This is a genomic window from Reinekea blandensis MED297, assembly GCF_000153185.1.
Taxonomy (GTDB): domain Bacteria; phylum Pseudomonadota; class Gammaproteobacteria; order Pseudomonadales; family Natronospirillaceae; genus Reinekea; species Reinekea blandensis.
In genome coordinates this window covers 324,789-346,410 of record NZ_CH724149.1, presented here as the reverse complement: position 1 = coordinate 346,410, position 21,622 = coordinate 324,789, and the positions used below count along the sequence as shown (strand labels likewise).

The 21,622-nt window shown below is 52.5% G+C and carries 16 protein-coding genes; 8 read left to right on the top strand and 8 right to left on the bottom strand.

Annotated features, from left to right (window positions below; all coding sequences use genetic code 11):
* Positions 1–25 precede the first annotated feature (25 nt).
* On the top strand, positions 26–1,189 hold the full coding sequence (gene manA / locus MED297_RS01615; protein WP_008041740.1) for a mannose-6-phosphate isomerase, class I: 1,164 nt from the start codon (positions 26–28) through the stop codon (positions 1,187–1,189).
* The gene (locus MED297_RS01610) at positions 1,186–2,100 is read left to right on the top strand and encodes an ROK family protein (protein ID WP_008041737.1); all 915 of its coding nucleotides are present in this window, start codon (positions 1,186–1,188) and stop codon (positions 2,098–2,100) included. Before manA ends, MED297_RS01610 begins: the two co-directional genes overlap by 4 nt.
* On the opposite strand, the gene MED297_RS01605 is transcribed toward MED297_RS01610, so the two are convergent.
* On the bottom strand, positions 2,043–2,963 hold the full coding sequence (locus MED297_RS01605; RefSeq protein WP_008041735.1) for a LysR family transcriptional regulator: 921 nt from the start codon (positions 2,961–2,963) through the stop codon (positions 2,043–2,045). The two genes, MED297_RS01610 and MED297_RS01605, sit on opposite strands and share 58 nt — an antisense overlap.
* 101 nt (positions 2,964–3,064) lie before the next feature.
* On the opposite strand from MED297_RS01605, the gene MED297_RS01600 reads away from it, so the two are divergent.
* From MED297_RS01600 to MED297_RS01585, 3 genes are all read left to right on the top strand, one after another.
* Positions 3,065–4,189: an S-(hydroxymethyl)glutathione dehydrogenase/class III alcohol dehydrogenase gene (locus MED297_RS01600; RefSeq protein ID WP_008041733.1), complete on the top strand. Its 1,125-nt coding sequence runs from the start codon at positions 3,065–3,067 to the stop codon at positions 4,187–4,189.
* Between the two features lie 60 nt (positions 4,190–4,249).
* Positions 4,250–5,134, top strand: a complete 885-nt coding sequence (gene fghA, locus MED297_RS01595) for an S-formylglutathione hydrolase (protein WP_008041726.1) — start codon at positions 4,250–4,252, stop codon at positions 5,132–5,134.
* Between the two features lie 382 nt (positions 5,135–5,516).
* Positions 5,517–6,824, top strand: coding sequence for a glucan 1,4-alpha-maltotetraohydrolase domain-containing protein (locus MED297_RS01585; RefSeq protein WP_008041723.1), 1,308 nt, complete (start codon positions 5,517–5,519; stop codon positions 6,822–6,824).
* 191 nt (positions 6,825–7,015) lie between these two features.
* Here MED297_RS01585 and MED297_RS01580 read toward each other — a convergent pair whose 3' ends face one another.
* Positions 7,016–9,034, bottom strand: coding sequence for a hypothetical protein (locus tag MED297_RS01580; RefSeq protein WP_008041722.1), 2,019 nt, complete (start codon positions 9,032–9,034; stop codon positions 7,016–7,018).
* A gap of 455 nt (positions 9,035–9,489) precedes the next feature.
* Entirely contained in the window at positions 9,490–10,980 is a 1,491-nt protein-coding gene (locus tag MED297_RS20950) for a hypothetical protein (RefSeq protein ID WP_008041721.1), read from the bottom strand.
* Between the two features lie 379 nt (positions 10,981–11,359).
* Here MED297_RS20950 and MED297_RS01570 point away from each other — a divergent pair, with 379 nt between their 5' ends.
* Together MED297_RS01570 and MED297_RS01565 are read left to right on the top strand one after the other, a co-directional pair.
* Positions 11,360–12,949, top strand: coding sequence for a bifunctional AfsR/SARP family transcriptional regulator/alpha/beta hydrolase (locus MED297_RS01570; RefSeq protein WP_040556385.1), 1,590 nt, complete (start codon positions 11,360–11,362; stop codon positions 12,947–12,949).
* A gap of 223 nt (positions 12,950–13,172) precedes the next feature.
* Entirely contained in the window at positions 13,173–13,727 is a 555-nt protein-coding gene (locus MED297_RS01565; RefSeq protein WP_008041719.1) for an RNA polymerase sigma factor, read from the top strand.
* A gap of 66 nt (positions 13,728–13,793) precedes the next feature.
* Here the strand turns inward: MED297_RS01565 and MED297_RS01560 are convergent, their stop codons facing one another.
* Both MED297_RS01560 and MED297_RS01555 read right to left on the bottom strand, forming a co-directional pair.
* Positions 13,794–14,177 carry a DUF302 domain-containing protein gene (locus tag MED297_RS01560; protein WP_008041718.1) on the bottom strand — a complete coding sequence of 128 codons (384 nt, stop codon included), beginning with the start codon at positions 14,175–14,177 and terminating at the stop codon, positions 13,794–13,796.
* 111 nt (positions 14,178–14,288) lie between these two features.
* Positions 14,289–14,834: a TetR/AcrR family transcriptional regulator gene (locus tag MED297_RS01555; protein WP_161599255.1), complete on the bottom strand. Its 546-nt coding sequence runs from the start codon at positions 14,832–14,834 to the stop codon at positions 14,289–14,291.
* 98 nt (positions 14,835–14,932) lie between these two features.
* On the opposite strand from MED297_RS01555, the gene MED297_RS01550 reads away from it, so the two are divergent.
* On the top strand, positions 14,933–15,661 hold the full coding sequence (locus tag MED297_RS01550; RefSeq protein WP_040556383.1) for a DUF1295 domain-containing protein: 729 nt from the start codon (positions 14,933–14,935) through the stop codon (positions 15,659–15,661).
* Positions 15,662–15,848: 187 nt separating this feature from the next.
* Here MED297_RS01550 and MED297_RS01545 read toward each other — a convergent pair whose 3' ends face one another.
* The 3 genes from MED297_RS01545 to MED297_RS01535 all read right to left on the bottom strand — a co-directional run bounded on the left by MED297_RS01545 (position 15,849) and on the right by MED297_RS01535 (position 20,974).
* Complete coding sequence (locus tag MED297_RS01545; RefSeq protein ID WP_154650810.1) at positions 15,849–16,382, bottom strand: hypothetical protein; 534 nt, start codon at positions 16,380–16,382, stop codon at positions 15,849–15,851.
* A 323-nt stretch (positions 16,383–16,705) separates the two neighbouring features.
* Entirely contained in the window at positions 16,706–19,675 is a 2,970-nt protein-coding gene (locus tag MED297_RS01540) for a di-heme oxidoredictase family protein (RefSeq protein ID WP_008041707.1), read from the bottom strand.
* Between the two features lie 42 nt (positions 19,676–19,717).
* Positions 19,718–20,974, bottom strand: a complete 1,257-nt coding sequence (locus MED297_RS01535; protein ID WP_008041706.1) for a glycosyl hydrolase — start codon at positions 20,972–20,974, stop codon at positions 19,718–19,720.
* Positions 20,975–21,622: the final 648 nt, after the last annotated feature.

Genomic DNA, 21,622 nt, shown 5'->3' with positions numbered 1-21,622 from the left:
AACTTTTACATAGTGAACCACCCTCATGTCTGACCGCTCACCCTGTCATGTCATTTTAGAAAATGCTGTTCAGCATTATCACTGGGGAACCCATGATGGCATTGCCACGTTCCTTGGTCGTCCGGACCTCATTGGTGATCGACCGGTCGCTGAGTACTGGATCGGAGCACACCCACAACTGCCTTCCAAGGTGGCGCAGACCGCCCAACCTCTGCCCGAGTTTTTACAGCAGTATGAACTGTATGACGGTCAATTGCCCTATCTGGTAAAACTGCTGTCCGTTGCCTCGCCCCTGTCTATTCAGGTGCACCCCAGTAAATCGCAAGCCGAAGCAGGCTTTCAACGGGAACAGAACGCTGGCATCGACATCACCGACCGCCGACGCAATTACAAAGACGCCAATCACAAGCCCGAAACCTTGCTCGCCTTAACGCCTTTCCGGGCGATGGTGGGTTTTAGGAAACCGGAACATATCTTTGAAATCATCGACACACTGCCCGACCGGACGATCGTTGATGCGTGCTATCGCTGCCAAACGTCCGAGACCGAAACGACGTTAGCAGCCCTGTTCCATTTCTTTCTGAGTCTGGAACAGCGCACCATTACGGCCTTGGTCGATCAACTCGCCTTAGTGGAATCAACCAACCCGACGCTGTCGTTAGTCAGACAGTTATCACAATGGTATCCGGGGGACGCCGGTGTCCTGATGCCCATTCTGCTGAACCCGATCTCACTGTCGCCGGGCGAATCCTTTTTTGTTCCGGCAGGCATCCCTCACGCGTATCTGGAAGGCGATGCCGTCGAAGTAATGGCCTGTTCTGATAATGTGCTGCGCGCCGGACTGACCTGCAAACACATTGACCTGGATGAACTGACCACGGCGGTGCGCTTTCAACCCTTTGCGCCCGAAATTGATCGCGTGGTCTCCGGCCGCGGCCGGCACCGAATCCCGGTTCCGGTCGATGACTACCAATGCGAAGTTCTAACGATCAACGAACAGGTCCAATCACTGGAACCGACAACACAAAGCGAACTGATGCTGGTCCTTGAGGGAACAGTGACTCTGAGCAATGCACCGCTCGACACCGGCATCAGTGCTTTGTTAATGCCCAGTACGGTAGCACGGACCCTGTCTGGTAACGGGCGCTGCCTGCGCGTTTACCAAAACGCCGAGGAGGGTCAGGTATGACACTGATTTCAATCGATCTCGGCGGTACTCGGGTCAAGATGGGCGCTTTTGTTAATGACCGGCTGGATCGCACAACCGTGCTTACCATCAACAGTCAAGCCGCCATGACTCTGACCCTGAATCAGATTGCTAACCAGGTTCGTCAATGGCAGCACGATGGTTTGCCAGCGATCGATGGTATCGCACTCGCCTTGCCTGGCATTGTTGATCGCGATCGGCAACAGGTGCTACGCATTAACGGCAAACATCAGGATGCTCCGGTAACGGATTTCAGGCAGTGGGCCCGACAAACCTTTCAGTGCCCGCTGCTATTGCAAAACGATGCTATTGCGGCCTTGCAGGGGGAGTGGCAACAGGGCGCCGGAGAAAACCGCCGCAACGTGATCATGCTGACGCTGGGCACCGGCATCGGTACCGGCGCGATTGTGGATGGGCAACTGCTGGCCGGCGCCGGACACTTCGCGGGCAACCTGGGTGGACACTCGCTGACCACGATCGACGGTGCTGTCTGTAACTGCGGTGCCAGCGGTTGTGCGGAAGCCCAAGCGTCCAGCTGGGCATTGCAGACCGACTTTAAACAACTGTGGCAAAGCGCCGATCAAGGCGATACTCAGGCCCAGCAACAACTGCAGCACACCCTGCAGGTCTGGTCTCGGCTGATTCATAATCTGATATTGGCGTATTCCCCCGAACGGGTGATCATCGGCGGAGGGATCGCAGCGCGAGGCTCATCATTATTACGGGACCTGAAAGCACGGCTGCCGGACAATCTGTGGTATCACGCGGATGACATTGATTTTAGGTTAGCTCAACTTGGCGACATGGCGGCCGTCATTGGTGGTGCCGTGGCATTTCAATCCCGCCGGGCAACATCGGACTGGAAAACGTCCGCCTCGCCGGTCAAATGCTGAGCCAGAAAATCGAGCAACAACCCGACATTCGGAGACACCCAGCGAGTTTCGGGATAGACCCCCCAAATGCCTTCACTGTCCGGCCGATAGGCCGACAGCACTTCCACCAGCGTGCCGTCGGACAAACCGTCCAGCACATATTCTTCCGGCAGCTGCACAATGCCAATGTCTTTGCTGGCGGCATCTAACAAGGAGCGCCCGCTGTTGCAGCGCAAACTGCCGCTGACGGTGACCAGTTTTTCCTCGTCCTGAACCCGGAAACGCCATTGCCCAACCGACCCCAGCAGACAGTTGTGTCGCTTCAGTTCCGCCAGAGTGTGAGGCTCACCACAGCGTCGCAGATAGCCCGGACTGCAGCAGGTGCGCACCTGACGCGTCGCCAGTTTACGTGCCCGCAGTCGACTGTCCGACAGCCGGCCCAGTCGAATGGCCAGATCAAAGCCGGCATCAACGATGTCCAGCTGAGTATTGGTCAGTTCCACATTCACGGTCAGTTCGGGGTACTGCACCTGAAAGTCATTCACCTGCGGCATCAGAAACTGTTCGCCGTAGGTGATCGGCGCGGTGAGGTTTAATCGTCCACGGGGCGTCGCCTGCAAAGCCTGCAGATCGTTTTCGGCGGTTTCAAAACCGTCCATCAACAGTCGACACTGATGGTAATAGCGTTGCCCCAGTTCAGAAACACGTACCCGCCGGGTGCTGCGATACAGCAACTGGGTCGCCAGCCGCTGCTCCAGCTGATTCACCTGCCGGCTCACCTGAGCCGTCGACACCTTCAGTCGCTTGGCGGCGGCGGTAAAGCTTCCGGTTTCTACAACACTGACAAACTCGGCGATACCCGCCCAATCCGGGATGAAGCTCATTGTTACACACACGTAATAAAGATTTTAATTTTTGGATATTATCAACACCGAGGCATCAATGTAAGGTTTTCGGACCCTTCAACACACAGGAAATCCGTTCCATGACTGCTGAAACCCTAACCTGTCGAGCCGCTGTCGCCTGGGCGGCCGGCGAACCGTTAAAAGTCGAAACCGTTCAGGTCGCCCCACCCAAAGCGGGCGAGGTGCGCATTAAGGTCGTGGCCTCCGGTGTTTGCCATACCGATGCCTTTACCCTTTCCGGAGATGATCCGGAAGGCATCTTCCCGGCCATTCTTGGTCATGAGGGCGGCGGTATTGTCGAGGCCATCGGTGAAGGCGTCACCAGCGTCAGCGTTGGCGACCACGTCATTCCGTTGTACACGCCCGAGTGCGGTGAGTGTAAGTTCTGTCTGTCCGGTAAAACCAATCTGTGTCAGAAAATCCGTACCACCCAGGGTCAGGGCCTGATGCCTGATGGGACCTCCCGTTTTTCCATCGACGGCCAACCGATTTTTCATTACATGGGCTGCTCTACCTTTTCGGAGTACACCGTTCTGCCGGAGATTTCGCTGGCCAAAGTGAACCCACAAGCGCCACTGGAAGAAGTGTGTCTGCTCGGCTGCGGCGTGACCACGGGCATGGGTGCCGTGATGAACACGGCCAAAGTTCAGTCCAGCGATACCGTGGCGATTTTCGGTCTCGGCGGTATTGGCCTGAGTGCCATCATCGGTGCCACCATGGCCGGTGCCAGTCGCATCATTGCCATCGACATCAACGAAAGCAAGTTCGATTTGGCGAAGCAGTTGGGCGCGACCGATTGCATTAATCCGAAAGACTATGACCAGCCTATTCAAGAGGTCATTGTTGAACTGACCGACGGCGGCGTCGACTATTCCTTTGAGTGCATCGGTAATGTCGACGTGATGCGTTCCGCGCTGGAATGCTGTCACAAAGGCTGGGGCGAATCGGTGATCGTCGGCGTCGCCGGCGCAGGTCAGGAAATCTCGACCCGACCATTCCAGTTGGTTACCGGTCGCGTCTGGCGCGGCACCGCTTTCGGCGGCGTCAAAGGTCGCAGCGAGTTACCGTCTTACGTTGAACGCTATCTGGATGGCGAGTTCAAACTCAGCGACTTTATTACACATACCATGCCACTGGACGAGATAAATGAAGCCTTCGATTTAATGCATGAAGGCAAAAGCATTCGCTCCGTTGTGCACTTCTAACCCATCGCCTGTACGCTGCCCGGAAAACCTTTCGGGCAGCCGTTACGTTAAGGATGTTTTATGACGCTTGAACTTGAACAACAGATAAAAAGCGCGGGTGGCTGGCTAAAAAAATATCGTCACCAAGCCAGCAGCACCGGCTGTCAGATGCGATTCAATCTGTTCCTGCCGCCTCAGGCAAACGAAGGCAATGTCCCGGTACTCTATTGGTTGTCCGGCTTAACCTGCAACGAAGATAATTTCATGCAAAAGGCGGGTGCGCATCGTTTAGCTGCAGAGCTGGGTATTGCTCTGGTCGCCCCGGATACCAGCCCTCGTGGTGACGCAGGCAAAGATGCTCAGGGCCGCGACATTATGGATGCCGATCGCTACGATCTCGGTCAGGGTGCCGGCTTTTACGTAAACGCCACCGAGCCGTCCTGGTCGGCGCACTATCAGATGTATCAGTACATCGTTGACGAGTTGCCGGCCCTGCTTGCCGAGCACTTTCCGATTACGGATCGTAAAGCGATTGCCGGCCATTCCATGGGCGGTCACGGCGCCATTAGCATCGCCTTGAAAAACCCCGATCAATACGCGTCTGTGTCGGCGTTCAGCCCTATCACCAACCCAAGTCGGGTGCCGTGGGGCGAAACCGCATTGACGACCTATCTGGGCACCGATAAAACCCAATGGCAGCAATACGACAGCGTTGAGTTGTTAAACCGCATTACCGATCCAACTGGTTACCCTCACCTGCTTGTGGATCAGGGCTTGGCCGATGAGTTTCTGGAAGAGCAACTCAAACCTCAGCAGTTGGAAACCGCTGCACGTCAGTCGGACTATCCACTGACACTGCGTCGTCATCCGGGGTATGACCACAGCTATTACTTCATTGCGTCGTTCATCGATGATCATTTGCATTTTCATGCACATCATCTGTTCGATGACCCGTCCGACGCATGACGCCAACTGTCTGACGACGGCACGTCAACGGGCGGCGGTTTACCACGCCCGTTTTTCCAAACCCGACCTGTACTTCAACAAAAAGGGCTGACCCGGTTTCGCCGAACGCCCTATCGGTTAGGTCGTACGGCACTCACTTGAGAGTGGGTTAACACGCGTTTGTCCGATCAGTTCACATTAAGTTCGGTTCATTCTGGATCCACCCCTTAAACAAACCACAACCTTTCTGAAATTCCGCCTTTTTTCCTCCCCGCTCAATGATCAAATCCTGTTCGATTGGTTTTAAGCTGACGCTCGGGCTGTGTTGTTGGTCGGCCCAGATCAACCACGCTGCATCCGCAGTACCGTGCAGTGACGACAAATACAATAAAGGAGATACACGGTGTTTTCATTACGAACCGGCGCAGCCATGCTTGCGCTCACGACCACGCTCGCCAGCGCGCCACTCATGGCCGATGTTGGCGGTCACAGTGGCGGCGGTGTCCGCTTTCACGGTGGCGATGAAATTATTCTGCAAGGGTTCCACTGGAATATTGTCCGCACAGCGGAATACCAGTGGTACAACATTCTGCAGGGCATGACACCCATGATCAGAGACGACGGTTTCACCGCCATTTGGTTACCACCACCATGGCGAGATCAATCGTCCTGGCAACCCAGCACCAATGTTTGGTTTGGCGGCGAAGGTTACTTCTGGACCGACTTCAACAAAAACAGCCGCTACGGTTCCGATGCGCAGTTACGATCGGCCGCCAGTGCATTGAAAAACAACGGCGTGAAAGTCATTTACGATGTCGTTCCGAACCATCACAACCGAGCGCATGGTGGCGACGAGATGGACCTTGCCAATGGTCAGGGACTCTACCGAAACGATTGTACCTACTGTGATGATGGCGACGCCTTTGTGAATGGCGACTCAGATTTCAACACGGCCCATCCCGACGTTTACAACCTGTTCAGCAATGAACTGGCCAACCTGAAAAACAACTATTCCGCCGGCGGCTTCCGTTTTGATTTTGTGCGCGGCTACAACCACAGCCGAATTGATGGCTGGATGAGCGATGCCTTTAACGATGGTTACTGCGTTGGTGAGCTCTGGAAGAGTCCGTATGAGTACCCCGCCGGCGACTGGCGTTCAACCGCGGGCTGGCAGGACATCCTCAAAGACTTCTCCAACAGCTCGAAATGCTCCGTGTTTGATTTCGCGCTGAAAGAGCGCATGCAAAACAGCGACGTTCGGTCCTGGCAGTATGGTCTTAACGGTAATCCGGATGTGCAATGGCGCGAAGTGGCGGTCACCTTTGTCGACAACCATGACACGGGCTATTCACCGGGTGATTTAGCGGGTCAGCATCACTGGCCACTGCCTGACGCTCAACGCAAAAAAGCCTATGCGTACATCATGATGAGCCCGGGAACACCGACCGTGTACTGGCCTCATATGTATGATTGGGGACTGCGTGATTACATCCGTCATCTGATCAGTGTGCGTAAGCAGGCGGATATTCGTGCCTGGTCCTCCGTCAGCTTCCAGAACCAGTTCAGCGGACTGAATGGTGTCACGCAGGGTGTGAACAAGAAGGTGGTGTTCGCCATCGACTCGAACCTATCCAACCCGAATCAGGTCACCAGCGGCAGTTTCTCGATGGTGATGAATGAAGGTGGCGTACGAGTCTGGAAAGAAAACTGAGTAAAATCAATATGACCGGACCCGATTGAGGGTCCGATCATTCCAACCACGATCCACATGGTTCATTCGCCAGCCGATACCTACAGTCACTATGACAACAGGTAAAATCAACGAGCGTTTTTCAGTATTCGACTCGGTGTAAGTGTGCAGCTAGCCAACTAAAGCCACGCAAACCGTGGGCTAAGTTCATTTTAATACAGATACACCACACCTGATTCATTGGCACCTTTGATGGTTTGGTCGCCATTAATCCCGACCGCACCGTTGTCATCAAAGTCTGTGCCTACGGCTAGCGTGCTACCATCTTGGTTTAGGTCCAATGCACGACCAAACTGATCGCTCCGGCCGGGATTGCTTGCTTTCACAAAAGCCCTTTGAACCCATGTGTCATCGATGCGGTCAAAGACATACACTGCACCCGAATTTTCCAGGCCATTATTGTCTTCAACTTCTTTGAGGAACGGGGATGAACTGTCTTCGCCGTTTGCAGATACGGCGATCATAGTGCCGTCATCGCTGATGCTTACGGCTCGACCAAATAAATCGTTCCCACCAATGGTATTGGCTTTCACATAGGCTTGTTTATTCCATGTGACACCATTGCGCACGTAGACATAAGCGGCCCCTGCATTTCCGCGACTGTTATCCGACTCATTTAAATTACCACTGTCTTCACCGCGAGCACCCACCACCAAGGTATTCCCATCTCCACTGAGGTCAATCGCGTCGCCGAAGAGATCGTTTGATTGGCTATTGCTGGCTTTAATGTACGCCTGCTCTGACCATTGTTCTCCGTCGATGGCAAATACATAAACAGCACCCGATTTTCCCTGCCCGTTGTTGGTGCCATCACCATTGATCACAGTAGAGTTACTGTCTTCAAACTGCGTACCTACGGCAATCGTATTGCCGTCGGCACTGATACGGACATTGGCTCCGAACAAGTCATCACCCTGCGTATTGCTCGCTTTGATATACGCTTTTTCGACCCAGCTGCCATCGACAAAATCAAACACGTACACAGCTCCGGCATTACTTGCGGCATTGTCAGTTGCACTCACCGTACTGACACCTGTTGTGTTACTGTCTTCGCCGAATGCACCAACGACCATACGAAGACCGTCCGCGCTGATCGAGACGGCTTGGCCAAACTGATCGCTGCCTCCGGAGTTACTCGATTTTATATACGATTGCTGGCTCCATTGGCCTACATCGCGAGTGAAAACATACACGGCACCTGAGTTTCCGGCACTGTTGTTTTGTTCTGCGATGTCGCTTGGATCTACGCCCTGACCATTACTGTCTTCATCGATGGCGCCGACCACTAAGATGTTACCGTCAGCACTGACGCTCACCGCATTGCCGAAGTGATCATTTGCGTCAGCATTGCGGGCTTTTATGTAGGCTTGCTGGACCCAACCACTTTCTGATTTGCTGTACACGTAAACCGCACCAGACGCGTTACGACTGTTGTTATCCTCGACACCGCCTACGGTAATGGATTGGCTATCTTCGCCCGGCGCACCGACGACCAGTGTTTGGCCATCGGCACTGAGACTCATGCCTGCACTCGATGAATGCTCATCCTTCAGCAGTCCGCCGAATCGATCATTGGTTTGCGCATTCGAGGCTTTAATGAAGCCAACGGTTTTGACCAACTCATCTGCATTGTCCTGGACAAAGGCAATGTCCGAAAACCCGGAGCAACTTTCAGCGTTACAGGCTTGCAACATGTATTGTGCAAACATAGCGCGATGCAACGAAGTCTCGACCTGGATGATTTCTTCGCCTTGTGGAATATTGTCGCGAATAACTGAGAACCCGGACTGACCATCGATGTTCTCTAACAGTTTGTAAAAGGTGGCGTTCGCAGAATCGGTCCAGGTAAACTCAAAAGTTTTTATACCGCCACTCTTCACTGTAAAATCTACAGGGCTGTCCAGCGAAACTGGATCGCCGCCACCGGTATCACCGCTGCCACTGTCGCCCCCATTGTTCTCTCCTCCATTGTTCTCTCCTCCATTGTTCTCTCCCCCAGTGTTTCCGCCCCCGTTGTTACCGCCCGTGTCGGTTTCTCCGGTATCAGGGTTGCCGTTAGATGCTGGGTTGTCAGTTGGACCACAGGCGACCAACAGAGTCGCCAAAAAGAAAGCGCCGGCAAGCAACCTAATGCGTGACGTTGGGCTCATTTCAGGATTAATCGTTTTCATAATTCCACTCTCAAAATAACTACGTTCTGGTTTACGGTTAGAGCCCGAACTGACGTCTTTGGTCACAACATTGAAAATCGAGTCGTTTCCAGCAATCTCGTTTCAACTAACTCTGTTTCAAGCTCTAAACTCGTGAGTTGCTTTCCTAAGAAACGAACGCAGACCTATCATTGGATGCAGAGAGGTAAAAAAAATATTGAGGTATGGAGACTTACAGAGCAGTATCAGTGACCGTTACCGTACTGACGTCACTTTATTTTTCTGCTTCATGCGAATTAGGAAACCGCCTCGGCGCTATAGGGGTATTTGCCTTCGACCCGAACCGGCCCAACCCGTATCAGGACACCAGTAGCCGTTTCTCGATGATGATGAATGAAGGTGTCGTATGAGCCTGGAAAGAAAGCTAAAACATAAAAAAAGACCAAACCCGACGATGGGGTCCGGTCCTTGACCGTTTATTCCACTGAAGACTCGTCCTCTTCTGTCACCAACGCGAACCCACTGCCATCAAATACCACTATGTTGCCGTTTTCCTGATCTGCGACCAACAAGCGATGATCGAAGGCATAGACCCCGGTAGGATACCCGAAACGATGACCAACAGTTTCGAACTCATCATCCGTCACGGTACTGAAATCTGCCTGCCCAATCACCTGATCGGCCGGAACCCCGCTTTCAGTCGGCCAGTCATTCCAAACCAGGACTCGATTGTTCCCGCTGTCGGTTACATAAATCTGGCGGCCGTTGGAATGAACACCTTCGTAGTTGTCACACAAACCAGCAGCGGTTGATGTTTCCGCATCCAGGTTACAATCGTTACTGATAAAATCCGGTTGGCCCAGGACAAAATCTGCCGGTTGGTTGTTCGCCGTCGGGAAGGTGTTCCAGCCCAACACTCGATTATTGCCCCCATCGACGACCAACACCTTAGTGCCGTCAGACCAGACGCCAGATGGGTAGTCCAAGGCAAACTCACTAAGGCCATCATCACAGCTGACAAAGTCAAACTGACCAAGCACAAGGTCAGGTAAAGTGCCCGATTCCGTCGGGATCTGACTCCAGATTAAAATACGATTATTATCACCATCCGCCACCAGCAGTCGGTCGTTTACAGCATTCAAACCTTCTGGACTTGAAAACCGTTCCGCCGAACAGGCGTCAGCTTCACTCTCTTCCGCGAAGCCGGGTTGACCCAGTACGATGCCAAAATTCAGTTTTTCAGACGTCGGTATGTCATCAAAGAGATAAACAAGGCCATCGCTATAGTCCACAAACAGAAGTTGACCGTTATAAACGAACGGTGTCTGTGGGCCGCTAATCTCCTGCTGTGCAACCTCCTGAGTCTCACTGTCGAGAAAATCCATAGCGGTGATGACATGGTCAGGCTCGGCATCCGGCGTGGCTGGTAGCGAATTAAAGAAATACAGCGCTGGTTCATCATAGTCGGCAAGCCAGATACCCTTCTCATCGATGAACGGGTTACCGTAATAATCACGCTCGGCCTCCACTAACTCACCGAATAGCTGTTCAGCCTGTGGATCGATACCAAAGGTCAGGTTGATACGCGCAGTGACCGTAAAACTGGCCATGTTCCCATCCACATCGGCCACATGGAGTGTGATCGTGTTATCACCCCCTCCCCAGATGGGGTCGGGTGTCAGTTGAACGGTGGTGTTCTCGTCCAACCAGTTGGCGGTAAAGTTAGTGATCTCCGCACCATGCTGAGTAATCTGAAACGATTCAATGTCCACCGGCTCAGAAAACGTCAGCGTGACCATTTCATCGGCCAGCAACACCGTACCCGGTGCCAGTTCAGTGAGGAGTCTCGGACTTTCAGTATCCGACGGTTCATCAGGGTTACCTGTATCCGACGCTTCATCAGGGCTACAGGCCGAGATGAAAAATGTCGCGGCTAAGGCTGGTAAAAATAGTTTTCGAGGGCTCATACGGCGTCCTTTCTCAATGGTCAATGAAGTTAATGACCGCACAGAAGAGGAACTCGCCGAAATCTGTACGGTGCTTTCGGTATAGAAACGCCGCGCAGAGCCCAATTAGATGCAGCCAGGGAGATAATCAGCCACTCCCTTACAAAGCCTTTACAAAAATAAAGTTAACCTTCCGCATCCATAAGAAAGGTGACTGTCGTTCCCCTGTCACGCCGGGCATCGGGACTTTCCCGGGCCTTTCATTCGCACATCAGACGTTTCGTGATTGCATTGAAGACTGAACAGGCGGATCATTGATCAAAAAACAGACAGGTCCGTTTACTGTCGCAATGCGCTTCGCAAATCACGACGATCGACACATTTAGCAGGACCCGGATCTTTGAACAGTCAGACCGCACCAACACTCAAGTTTTCGCTTCTCGGCGAGCCTCGGCTCTACCGACACGGCCGACCCGTTGATTTACCACCTTCCAGAAAAACACGGGCATTGCTGTGTTTTCTCGCGCTGACCGGGCGACCGCATCGCCGCTCGCGGTTGTGCGAGATATTCTGGCCCATGCCGGATGATCCGCGCGGTGCACTGCGCTGGTCATTATCGAAAGTCCGGCAACTGGTGAATCAACCGGACGATGAACGCCTGTCCGCTGACCGTGAACGGGTCTCATTGCTCATGGACGGGGTAGAAATCGACGTACATCAGATCAGCCAACAACTGAAGCGTGAGCGTCTGAGCTTGACCGAACTGGAGGCGCTATTAAGTTCACTGGAAGAGCCCTTTCTAGACGGTATCGACTTAGTTGAAGAGCAAATCTTTCAACAGTGGTTAACAGCCGAACGTCGGGAAGTTATTCGTTTGCAGGGTAAGGCGCTAAAACAGCTGGTGACGCACCCGGAAGCCGATATTGAACGACGCCTGCATTGGGCGCGACAATGGGCTGACATCGAGCCAATGAGCCCAGATTCTGCGACCTGTTTGTTGAGTGAACTCAAACGTCATGGTTATATGCAGGACGTTGCAGACCTGACACAAACCTATACCGATCGATTCCGCAATGCCGGCATCGCCTGGTCACACGATAGCGTACCTTCAAACCCGACAGAAAAGCATCGACGCCGGGATCTGCTTTCGCAGCAGAAGATTGCGTTTTGCCAGGCGGAGGATGGCGTCCAACTCGCCTATGCAACGGTCGGTAAAGGCTCACCGATCATCAAGGCGGCTAATTGGTTAAGCCACCTTGAACACGACTGGGACGCCCCAATCTGGAGTCCGCTGTTCCGTGAGCTGGCCACCGAGCATCGCTTTATCCGCTATGATGAACGAGGCAACGGCTTGTCCGACTGGAACGTTGACGACATCAGTTTTGAATCGTTCGTCTCGGACCTGGAAGCCGTGGTCGAGGCAACCGCCATTGATCGCTTTTCTTTGTTGGGCATTTCACAAGGTGCCGCCGTATCGATTGAGTACGCCGTCCGTCACCCGGAACGGGTTTCTTGCCTCATTCTCTTTGGTGGCTACGATGCGGGTTGGCGGGTTGATGCGACAGAAAACGTGATTGCTGAACGCGAAGCAGTCATGACACTCACGCAAGCGGGCTGGGGTCGAGACAACCCAACCTATCGACAAATTTTTTCTTCCACCTTCATGCCCAGTGCCAACACCGAGGAACTGGCCTGGTTCAATGAGTTTCAACGCCTGACCACGTCTCCGGAAAACGCTGTCCGGTTCCTTTCTGTGTTCGGAGACATTGATGTGCGCGATAAACTGGCGCAGGTCTCGGTTCCAACGCTGGTGATCCATTCGCTCGGAGACTGCCGCATTCCAGCGTCCGTTGGCCGAAATATTGCCGAACAGATTCCCGCGGCTGAGTTTGTCGGCCTGGACAGCGATGGTCATCTACTATTAGGGCGTGAATCGGCGTCTCGGGCCTTTGTCGATGCCGTCAAAGCTTTCACTAAACGTCATGCCTGATAACAAGGTGCTCGCTCTACATGCGCTAGTAAACTAACTCTTGGTGAGCACACGACTTAACCTTTTGCGACGAACCTCTCATTTCTTACTGTATTTAACGATCCATTCAAACGATGACTCACACGATAACCGCTTAGCCTAATCGTCATCTTGAGGGCTCGGTCTTTCGAACCAGAGCCCTCCTTGTTTACAAATCACGCAATGCAGCAGGGAAAGGACGCTTATGTCGCTGATATCAAAACGCCAATGGCAAGTGGAGGTGAATCAGCTTTTAGCCGCTCTTAGAAAGGGTCACCACGCCGCCTTCAACGAACTCTATTCAAAAACGACCGATCGACTTCACCACCTGGTCATCAGCATTGTTCAGGATGAACACATTGCCGTCGATGTACTGCAGGAAGCCTACATCAATGTCTGGACCCACCGGCATCGGTTTGAACTCATTAATGGAGACGCCTGGAGCTGGCTTTGTCAGGTGTTTCGGAATAAAGCCATCGACTACTACCGGACACATAAACGCACCCTTCGCGCTACCGAAAACAGCGCACGGCCTGAGCCCTACAGGGAAAGCACGCAGGAATGGGAAAACACCATCGACCTGAAACGCATCCTCAACCCATTAAATGCCAAACAGCGGCATTCGCTGATTTCATCCTATGTGCTTGGCTACAGCCATCAGGAACTGGCCGATGAGTTCAACGAACCACTGGGCACTGTGAAATCGCGCATCCGCCGAACCCTGAAACAGCTGGAATCTCATCAAACCTGCCTGCAATAACGAATACATGACGATGTTGCGGCTTAGCGCATCATCGTCATGCAAATATCTATCTTTTTAGAACGGTCACTTGGCGTCATCGACCATTTGAATGGTTTTGTCTTCCACTTCTTTGGCAATCTTCGCCAGGTTTTCATCCTGAGAAAGCGAAGCGAGCATTTGCTCCGGCTTAATCAGCCCGATCTTCGTGATGCCTTTTTGGGTAAACACGGAAATACGACATGGCAGTGCCATGTTCAGTCGCATGTCAGTCGCCATCACCTTGGCCGCCTGACCCGGATTACAGACTTCGAAGACTTTGCACTGCTCATCAAACTCAAGGCCTTTGCTGCGCAGGGTCCCGCCTAAATCGTGGACATGCAGCACACCAAAGCCGTGTGCCTTCACCGCCGTATCGAGGTCGGCTGCGGCTTGTTCGAATGATTTGTCAGTTTCAACGATGTAATACATAGGGTCGCTCCTTCTGAGATTGAATCGGTTCGCTCATGTGCGACAACGGACAGCGAGCCGGTAGACAACTCTACTCTACGCCTTACCGACAGGACATGAAACCGACAACGCTCAATTGGTTTTAGACCCTGCGAGATCGTGGTTCTTTAACCAGTTCGAAACCTGTTCAAAGGAGACTTCCGACCCTTCCAGATAACGAGAAAGCAGCACGCCGTACATCAGGCAGCGCATGATGTCGGCATCATCACCGTCATACCATTGTGCAATGACCGACTTGAACCGTTCATTGGCAATTTTCATGGCTTTGTCGTCCTGTTTCTCCTGTTCCGATTTTCCTCGCAGATAATCGATTAATAAAACCAGTTCGCCTTCGAAAGCCGGTTCGACTTCAGCGGCAAACGCCATCAAACGCTCGGCGGCGGTACCCGCCTGTTTGGCCACCGCCTGCTCTGGCTCAAACCGGGTGGCCGCCTCGGTGGCGGCCTCAAACAATGCCTGCTTGGTTGGAAAATAATGGTAGAGCGCGCTTTTGGATATGCTCAGTGCTTCAGCAATACTGCGCATCCCTAATCCTGAAAAACCATGCTTGGAAAACAATACCGCCGCCTGGTCAGCAAGCTCCTGCCGTACACGGTCGTGATCCACGATTTTAGGCATAAAGTCACTTATTTCGTCCATTTGGTCGAAATTATATTGACTCAACTCGGGTACGTCCATTATTTTTATAGTCCAACTGGACTATTTAAGGAGTCGTGATGACACATTCGAATCCAACACCCAACGGCGGGGTGAACCGAACACACGGTCACTCAACCCTTCAAAAAACAACCTTTGCATTATTGCATGCACTGAGCGTGGGCTTTCTGGCGTACTTAGTCTTCTTTGACGGCCTGACAACGCTGGTCAGTCTTCTGAATGAGCAATGGACAGTTAAAAATGAAGATCGCCTGATCCTCATCTTCGCCTGCGCTGCGCTCTACTTTGTTCGCCATTTGGTGACGTTGCTCTACCTGTTGGTACGTAAAGTGGACTGGGGTGAAGTCGTCGGCCTGTCGATATTTATCGGTTTATTTGAAATCGGATTTGCGGTGCTTGCCAGTGGCATTTTTTCCAATCACCCCACGCCACTCTCTTGGATTGATGGTGTTTGGATAATACTGTTACTCGGCGGCTCTTACCTAAACACGGGCTCGGAACTGCAGCGAAAATGGTGGAAACGACGACCAGAAAATCAGGGGCATTGCTATACCGGAGGATTGTTCCGCTATGCCATGCACATCAATTATTTTGGCGACGTCGTGTTGTTTACCGGCTGGGCACTGCTAACCGGAGCTTGGGTGGCGCTGATATTGCCGGCGTTTATGGCCGTTTCATTTATTGGATTTCATATCCCCGGGCTGGATGCTTACCTGAGCAATCGCTATGGGGAGGCCTTCGACCGCTACGCAAGTAACACCAAGAAGCTGATACCTTGGGTTTACTAAAGAGGGATTAAACCGATTAAGTTGACGCCAGTTTGCGGCAAAAACCTGATTCAGAGATTCGATCTGTGCCAATAACCAGGGTAAGTCAGCGAGACTGACCCGGTTGGTACACTCCGATGGGAATCGACGTTTGTCCTGGTCTGGGTGGAACAAATGATCATGGACAAAACCGTTTCAATGCCATGGACTAAGGGCGGCGCTTTTTAACCAATACCAGTCGACCCGCATAAAAAAAGATTAGACCGATACCGACGATCGTTAAACCGTGCTTAGCCATATTCGCGATACCAAGCCCTTGTGCAACAAGGCTATTCTGATCAGGAAAGCTGTGAATGGTGCTTAACAAGAAAAGATTTTCACTCACATCACACAAACCAATACCTAATGGCACCAGCACCCAGTATCTGGCCAGCGAATGGTGCAACTCATTGGCTTTGAGTAGCTCAATCAAAAGCAATGCGTATGCAAAGCTGTAAATCAGCGGAAAGAGCATGTCGAGGGTGGCTTCATTTATAAAATATAAGTCGCGACCGGCTGAGCCGATATCCGATAGGAACTGAGCGATTGTTTCTGGCGTCAATCCAACGCGCACATCTAACGGTTGTAGCGTTGGTGAAATCTGAGGATAGATGATCCATACAATGATCGCTTGAACGAAAAAGTTTACTGCCAGAAAAACTCCGGCTTTCTTCCAATTTGAAAACGCAAACAACCTATCCACTGTTGTACTCCGTAAGTTGACTCGAGTTGAGCCCATGAATGCACGACTCATTGGTACGCATTCATTTATAAATAGGGTGACTAGTCGATAATACAAGCGCAAGACTTAACCGATAGCGACATTCGACCGAGTTGAGCACAGAAAGGAGTGAGAAGTGAGCAGATGCTTGTGTTTGCTCACTTCTAAAATAGACCATTGCTGACCTACTTTTATTCATGGCACTAAGGGCATCCGAGCTGGGGTGCGGCAAAACAGATCATTTTAGAAATCGTCTCTCATACGACCGGTGACCCGGGGTCACCGATCATTCAGAGAAGATTTAATTACAGAGAGTTCAAAAACGCGATCAAGTCGGCTCGTTGCTGAGTACTCAACTCATTGACGTATCGATCACGAGACTTCTGCGCTTCCCCGCCGTGCCAGACGATGGCTTCTTCCAATGTCCGCGCTCGGCTGTCGTGCAAAAAGCCAACCGGGTAACCGTCACCGGCGACCGCCTTCGCATAGCCAATGCCCCAAAGTGCCGGAGTCCGCCAATAGCGGCCCTCGGCTAGGCCTTCCACCAGTTTGTCGCTGAGGTCTTCTCCCATGTCGTGCAGCAACAGATCGGTATAAGGCCGAATGGTTTGGTTGCGCACCTCTTCAAACGCGGAGTTGTTGCCGGTTTGAACTTCCATCACATGGCAGGCATTGCAGCGAATGTCTGTAAATACCGTTTCGCCGCGGGCGATGGCGATTGGGTCCACATCCAGAGGTGGCAGTGGTGTGACCCCTTTCGGAAAGCCGCTCTCAACACTGCGTTGTGCCGGTACCGCAAGCAGATGCAGATACTGAGTCATCAGTGTCAGGGCGTCTTCAGTAAGACCCGGGTCTTGATAGGTCGTATTACAGTTGGCAGGCCCGCCTAAACAGGCTCGGCTTGGAAACACCGGCGATGTAACCGCCATATCCAACAAGGCCGCTCCGGCCACCTGATGACGCAAACTGACTTTGGCGGCTTTCCAACCGTAACGCCCGACCCGAACTAAAGGCTGACCAAAGGCGTCGGTCACTTCCGGGTCATAAATCAGGTTCGCGATGCCTTTGACACCATCCGGGTCATCGGTCTTTATGAAGGACAGGATGGTGTCATCGGGTATGGCTTCCAGTAACCCCATACCGATGAGCGGTTGCGCGGACCGTACAGAAAAGACTTCCGGTCTCGGACCTTCGAAGGCATAGGTGGGCTGACTCAGTTCAACAACTTTCCCGTCGTTTAAGGCCACCTCTTTGGTCTGGAAACCATCCACCCAGACACCGCCACCCCAGTTCTCTAATTCTCCGGTGGTCAGCGATCGAGCATTCATTTGCATGGCCTGACCATACAAAGCATTTGGGGCTTGTTGACCATTGCCATCGGTTTCATCGCTGGCGACACGAATGGCCATGGTGTCCAGTTTTTGGTTCAGCACGGTCGGCGCAACCCCGCGACCGTTATTAATGTGGCAACCAAAGCAAGACGATTGATTAAAGCGGGGCCCTTGCAGGTACATGCCGTCGTCGTTGCGGTCATTATTGGCTTCGTTGTGCTCACCGGTCCACAGGTTGGTGTGCAACCAGCGACGACCTTCAACAAAACGCTGCATGTTTTCCATACCGATGTTGCTGTGAGGCTGCTGATAGATGAACGAGGTGTTGTCGGCGTAATCGTAAGATACTGAACCTAGTCCACCTTGCAGCGCTTCCTCTGGCAAGGGTTCATTCATTAAGCGCGGTTGCACGCCGTACCAGGGACGCAAGCCCTCGCCCATGACGTAGGTTAACTCGTTGGTGTAGTAGCGAACGGCTCCGTCATCACCAACGGCGTCCATAGCTTCGCGGGTAGAGAAGAACGAACCGGTAAACTCAATCACATCACCTTTAACCAATGCTCGCGAGGGCACAGTTTCACCACTGTTGACCAACACTCCGTTCGCATCAGCCACAAGCTTACCGTGACGAGGATAGCGATCGAACACCACGCTGCAGCCATCGTTAGCACCGATGACTCCCGCATATCCGGAGTTCGGGTTTTTCAGCCCATCGAGAGGCGGCTTAGCCACCACCTTGCAATCAGCACGGCCAGAGCTGTAGGTCGAATCATCAAGGAGATCGCCCGGGCTCATCCAGCCAAAGCCGGTCACACCGGTGGTGTCAAACCGTCGCACAAACGAATGGCCGCCGCCGCGTTGATCCTGTTGATAATACTGGTTGACGACAATGCTGGGCTCCGTCACCCCCGGCACCAGAGTGTTGTCGATAAACTCCACGCCCCAGGTGCGGTTTTTAAAGTAATTGCCGACAAAATTAAGATGTGCACCCGGTCCTTTATCCTGCGGATTACCGAAAGCGTCGACGGTTTCATTGTTACCATACCCAATTTCATTCCACTCTTCGCCACGCTCACGCGCATGACGGGACCGGGCCATCATCCCAAAGCGAGTGACCAATCGGCCATCCGGCAACTGAAACTGAATGCGATCAATAGGGTCGATCGGATTTTCCAGCGCGACCGGTGTCAGGTCTTGCGCATAATCCGGGTACGCCAAGCGCGATGTTGCCATTGCAGGCACGGTGTTTTCCAGGCTTGGGGATGCAAACTGAGCTTCAAAAATGGAGTAACCATAATGGGTCGCACGCTGAATACCTTGCAGTTTGACGTAGCGCGCGTTGGCTTTCAGGTTAAAAAACTTTTCTTCACCACCGTCACTGCCAACGGTATAACGCAATTGATACCAGGTGTCGTCATCGTCGGAGATGTAAACCGCGTACTCGTCCGCATGAGCGGCTTCCCAGTTCAGGGTTAATGAACCAATGGCCGTCTTTTCACCGAAATCGAACTGAATCCAGGCGTCATCTACCGAGGCGCTTTCCCAGCGGGAACCCAGGTCATCATCAATGGCTTTATCGGCGGTGTTATTACCGTTCGCTGCAGTGCTTGAGGTCGCCGCAACAGGCGTAACCTTTGATGCGGTTGATGGCAACACATAGTCCACAGGCAATAGCATGGAATTCGGCGGCGATGGTAACGAGGGCGCATCGGAACTGGGTAGAGCAACGGTTCTTTCGGTGGTAACACCCTCAAAAATGGGCTCTTGATCGTCGACAACAATGGGATCGTTACCCTGATTTCCGACCCCATTGTCAGGAACGGAGTTATCCAGTGGTGACCCGACGTCACAACTGCTGAGCAACACAGCCGCAAGCGGGCTGACGGCAAAGCCAACCCACATCCTGCGGCGTCGCTCCGACTTATCTTGATGGTGCATGTCCATTTCAATCTCTCCTTTGTACGGTTAGCCGGTATGGCCGGCAATTTATAGTTCTGTTAGTTGGACCCAGTTGATGGCGTATCCGGCCTCACTCGTTTTGATGGTCAAGGTAGGTTCGCCTTCAGGCATCACCATCTGGCCAGTAAACGTCTGCCATTGGTTAAGACCCCCAGTGTTTGCAATGGCGAGTGTGGTTACAGGTTGATGATCGATAAGCAAGGTTAAGATCCGCTCTGCGCCGGCATTCGCCGCACGCACGGTGACCCTGACCGTGGCTTCCTGTTCGGACCGCAGATCAAAGTCGATAAACCCGGAGCTGTCTGTCCACACAATGTCGACATATCCTTGGTTGTCAGAAGTTGGCTGATGCGCGTATCCCTCGCCACGATGTCCGCCTTCGGCTTGCAGGCGTTGATTCACAGCAAACCGGTAATCGGATGCGGGGATATGCGTATAAAGCCCACCCAACGGCGTCAGTTCGCCGTCGGCATCTAAAATGTCCAGATAAGGGTGTTGGTCCTTCCCTTCGTCTGTTCGCCCGATAAACCAGGCGTAGCGATACACTTCCGGATTGTTTTCCAGCCAGCGGGCGGTATTAGCCAGATAATTCATCTGCTCATTCACGGTGGCAGGGCCACCCTCATCCCATGAAGCCCATTCGGTTAACCAAACCGGCTTGCCGTAGCGCTCGGTAAACTGACCCACAAACCACTTCACCGCCGACGGATACTTCATGTAACTGTGAACCGCCAGGTAATCCACCTGGCAATCAGAGCAGGCTTCAAAGAACGCATCCAGATAAAGAAACGGGGAACTGTCGTCCTCGACGCCGGGAATGTCGACACCGCCGGGACTGAAATTGACCGCCGGACCGACAATTTTCAAATCGTAATCGTGCGCAATGGTTTCCAATCTTGGCCAGTGCTGCGCCACTTGTGCCGGTGTCAAGTTGGCCTGGTCGCGAAAGTTAGGTTCGTTAAAACCCAACAAAAAGCGAACATCGGGGTGCGCATCCAAATACTGACGCAGTTGGGTTTCGTCAAAGTTTTCGTCCCAGGCCATGGGAACAAACTCGACACCCATGTCCTGATAAGACGATAGTACCGCTGCCTCTGGTCGCGGCCCCCAGTTGTACCACCACTGCATCCCCTGGCTGAGTACAGCTAAATCCTGAACGGAATGCTCACCATACGCCAAGCCACGTTTTACGCTGAACTGGCCGTTGGTCAACGGTGGCTGATCACTTGTGGGGTCATCGGTTCCGTTGCCAACATCACCGGGTTGCGGACCATCAAACTCCACATGACAGCCGGCTAACCCGAGTAGGGAACCAAGCAGAACTGCTTGGAAAGTTATTGAACAGAGCTTCATAGTGGAATGACTTTGCTGTTAGCGACACATCGACATTAAACAACAAAACTTTTTGAAAATAGCTATCGTTCCCCATTTTTGAACGGTGGGTGCCGAGTGATTTAAAATGTGAGATGGAGCTCTCAGAATGCTGCGCGGGGAGAACAAAGGCTGGCAGTCATTGGATCTATCGAAAGAGGCCAATCAGTCATGATCAGTCAGGGACTTCTTTGTCTACTTGATCTATTTTCCAACTAACTCAGACTCTGCAGCAAATCATCCTAATCAAAAAACATCATTCTAAGGTTTATCGAAGTTTACCCACCACATATAACAACGAAAAAACTATTGTACGACCACGACCTCAAATAAGCTCAATATAGCTGGTACATTTCTCAACACGATATAGACGTACAACTTCAGCACTTTTCCAGCCTACTCGATCACAACCTCAGCTATTTGACTAAGCTGATGACAACGTTCAACTCTCGCACTCCTGTGGGACTGGAAGTATCAGGTTTTCTTCTTAGACGATGCTTATAAGCCGGAGTATAGAGCGCCTTTTTTAAGGAATTTATTAGTCTCTGACCTTTCAATTCA

Coding starts and splice junctions, on each gene's coding strand:
- MED297_RS01540 (WP_008041707.1), bottom strand. CDS start 19,675: ATGGACATGCACCATCAAGATAAGTCGGAGCGACGCCGCAGGATGTGG.
- manA (WP_008041740.1), top strand. CDS start 26: ATGTCTGACCGCTCACCCTGTCATGTCATTTTAGAAAATGCTGTTCAG.
- MED297_RS01550 (WP_040556383.1), top strand. CDS start 14,933: ATGACACATTCGAATCCAACACCCAACGGCGGGGTGAACCGAACACAC.
- fghA (WP_008041726.1), top strand. CDS start 4,250: ATGACGCTTGAACTTGAACAACAGATAAAAAGCGCGGGTGGCTGGCTA.
- MED297_RS01600 (WP_008041733.1), top strand. CDS start 3,065: ATGACTGCTGAAACCCTAACCTGTCGAGCCGCTGTCGCCTGGGCGGCC.
- MED297_RS01610 (WP_008041737.1), top strand. CDS start 1,186: ATGACACTGATTTCAATCGATCTCGGCGGTACTCGGGTCAAGATGGGC.
- MED297_RS01555 (WP_161599255.1), bottom strand. CDS start 14,834: ATGCCTAAAATCGTGGATCACGACCGTGTACGGCAGGAGCTTGCTGAC.
- MED297_RS20950 (WP_008041721.1), bottom strand. CDS start 10,980: ATGAGCCCTCGAAAACTATTTTTACCAGCCTTAGCCGCGACATTTTTC.
- MED297_RS01565 (WP_008041719.1), top strand. CDS start 13,173: ATGTCGCTGATATCAAAACGCCAATGGCAAGTGGAGGTGAATCAGCTT.
- MED297_RS01560 (WP_008041718.1), bottom strand. CDS start 14,177: ATGTATTACATCGTTGAAACTGACAAATCATTCGAACAAGCCGCAGCC.
- MED297_RS01605 (WP_008041735.1), bottom strand. CDS start 2,963: ATGAGCTTCATCCCGGATTGGGCGGGTATCGCCGAGTTTGTCAGTGTT.
- MED297_RS01580 (WP_008041722.1), bottom strand. CDS start 9,034: ATGAAAACGATTAATCCTGAAATGAGCCCAACGTCACGCATTAGGTTG.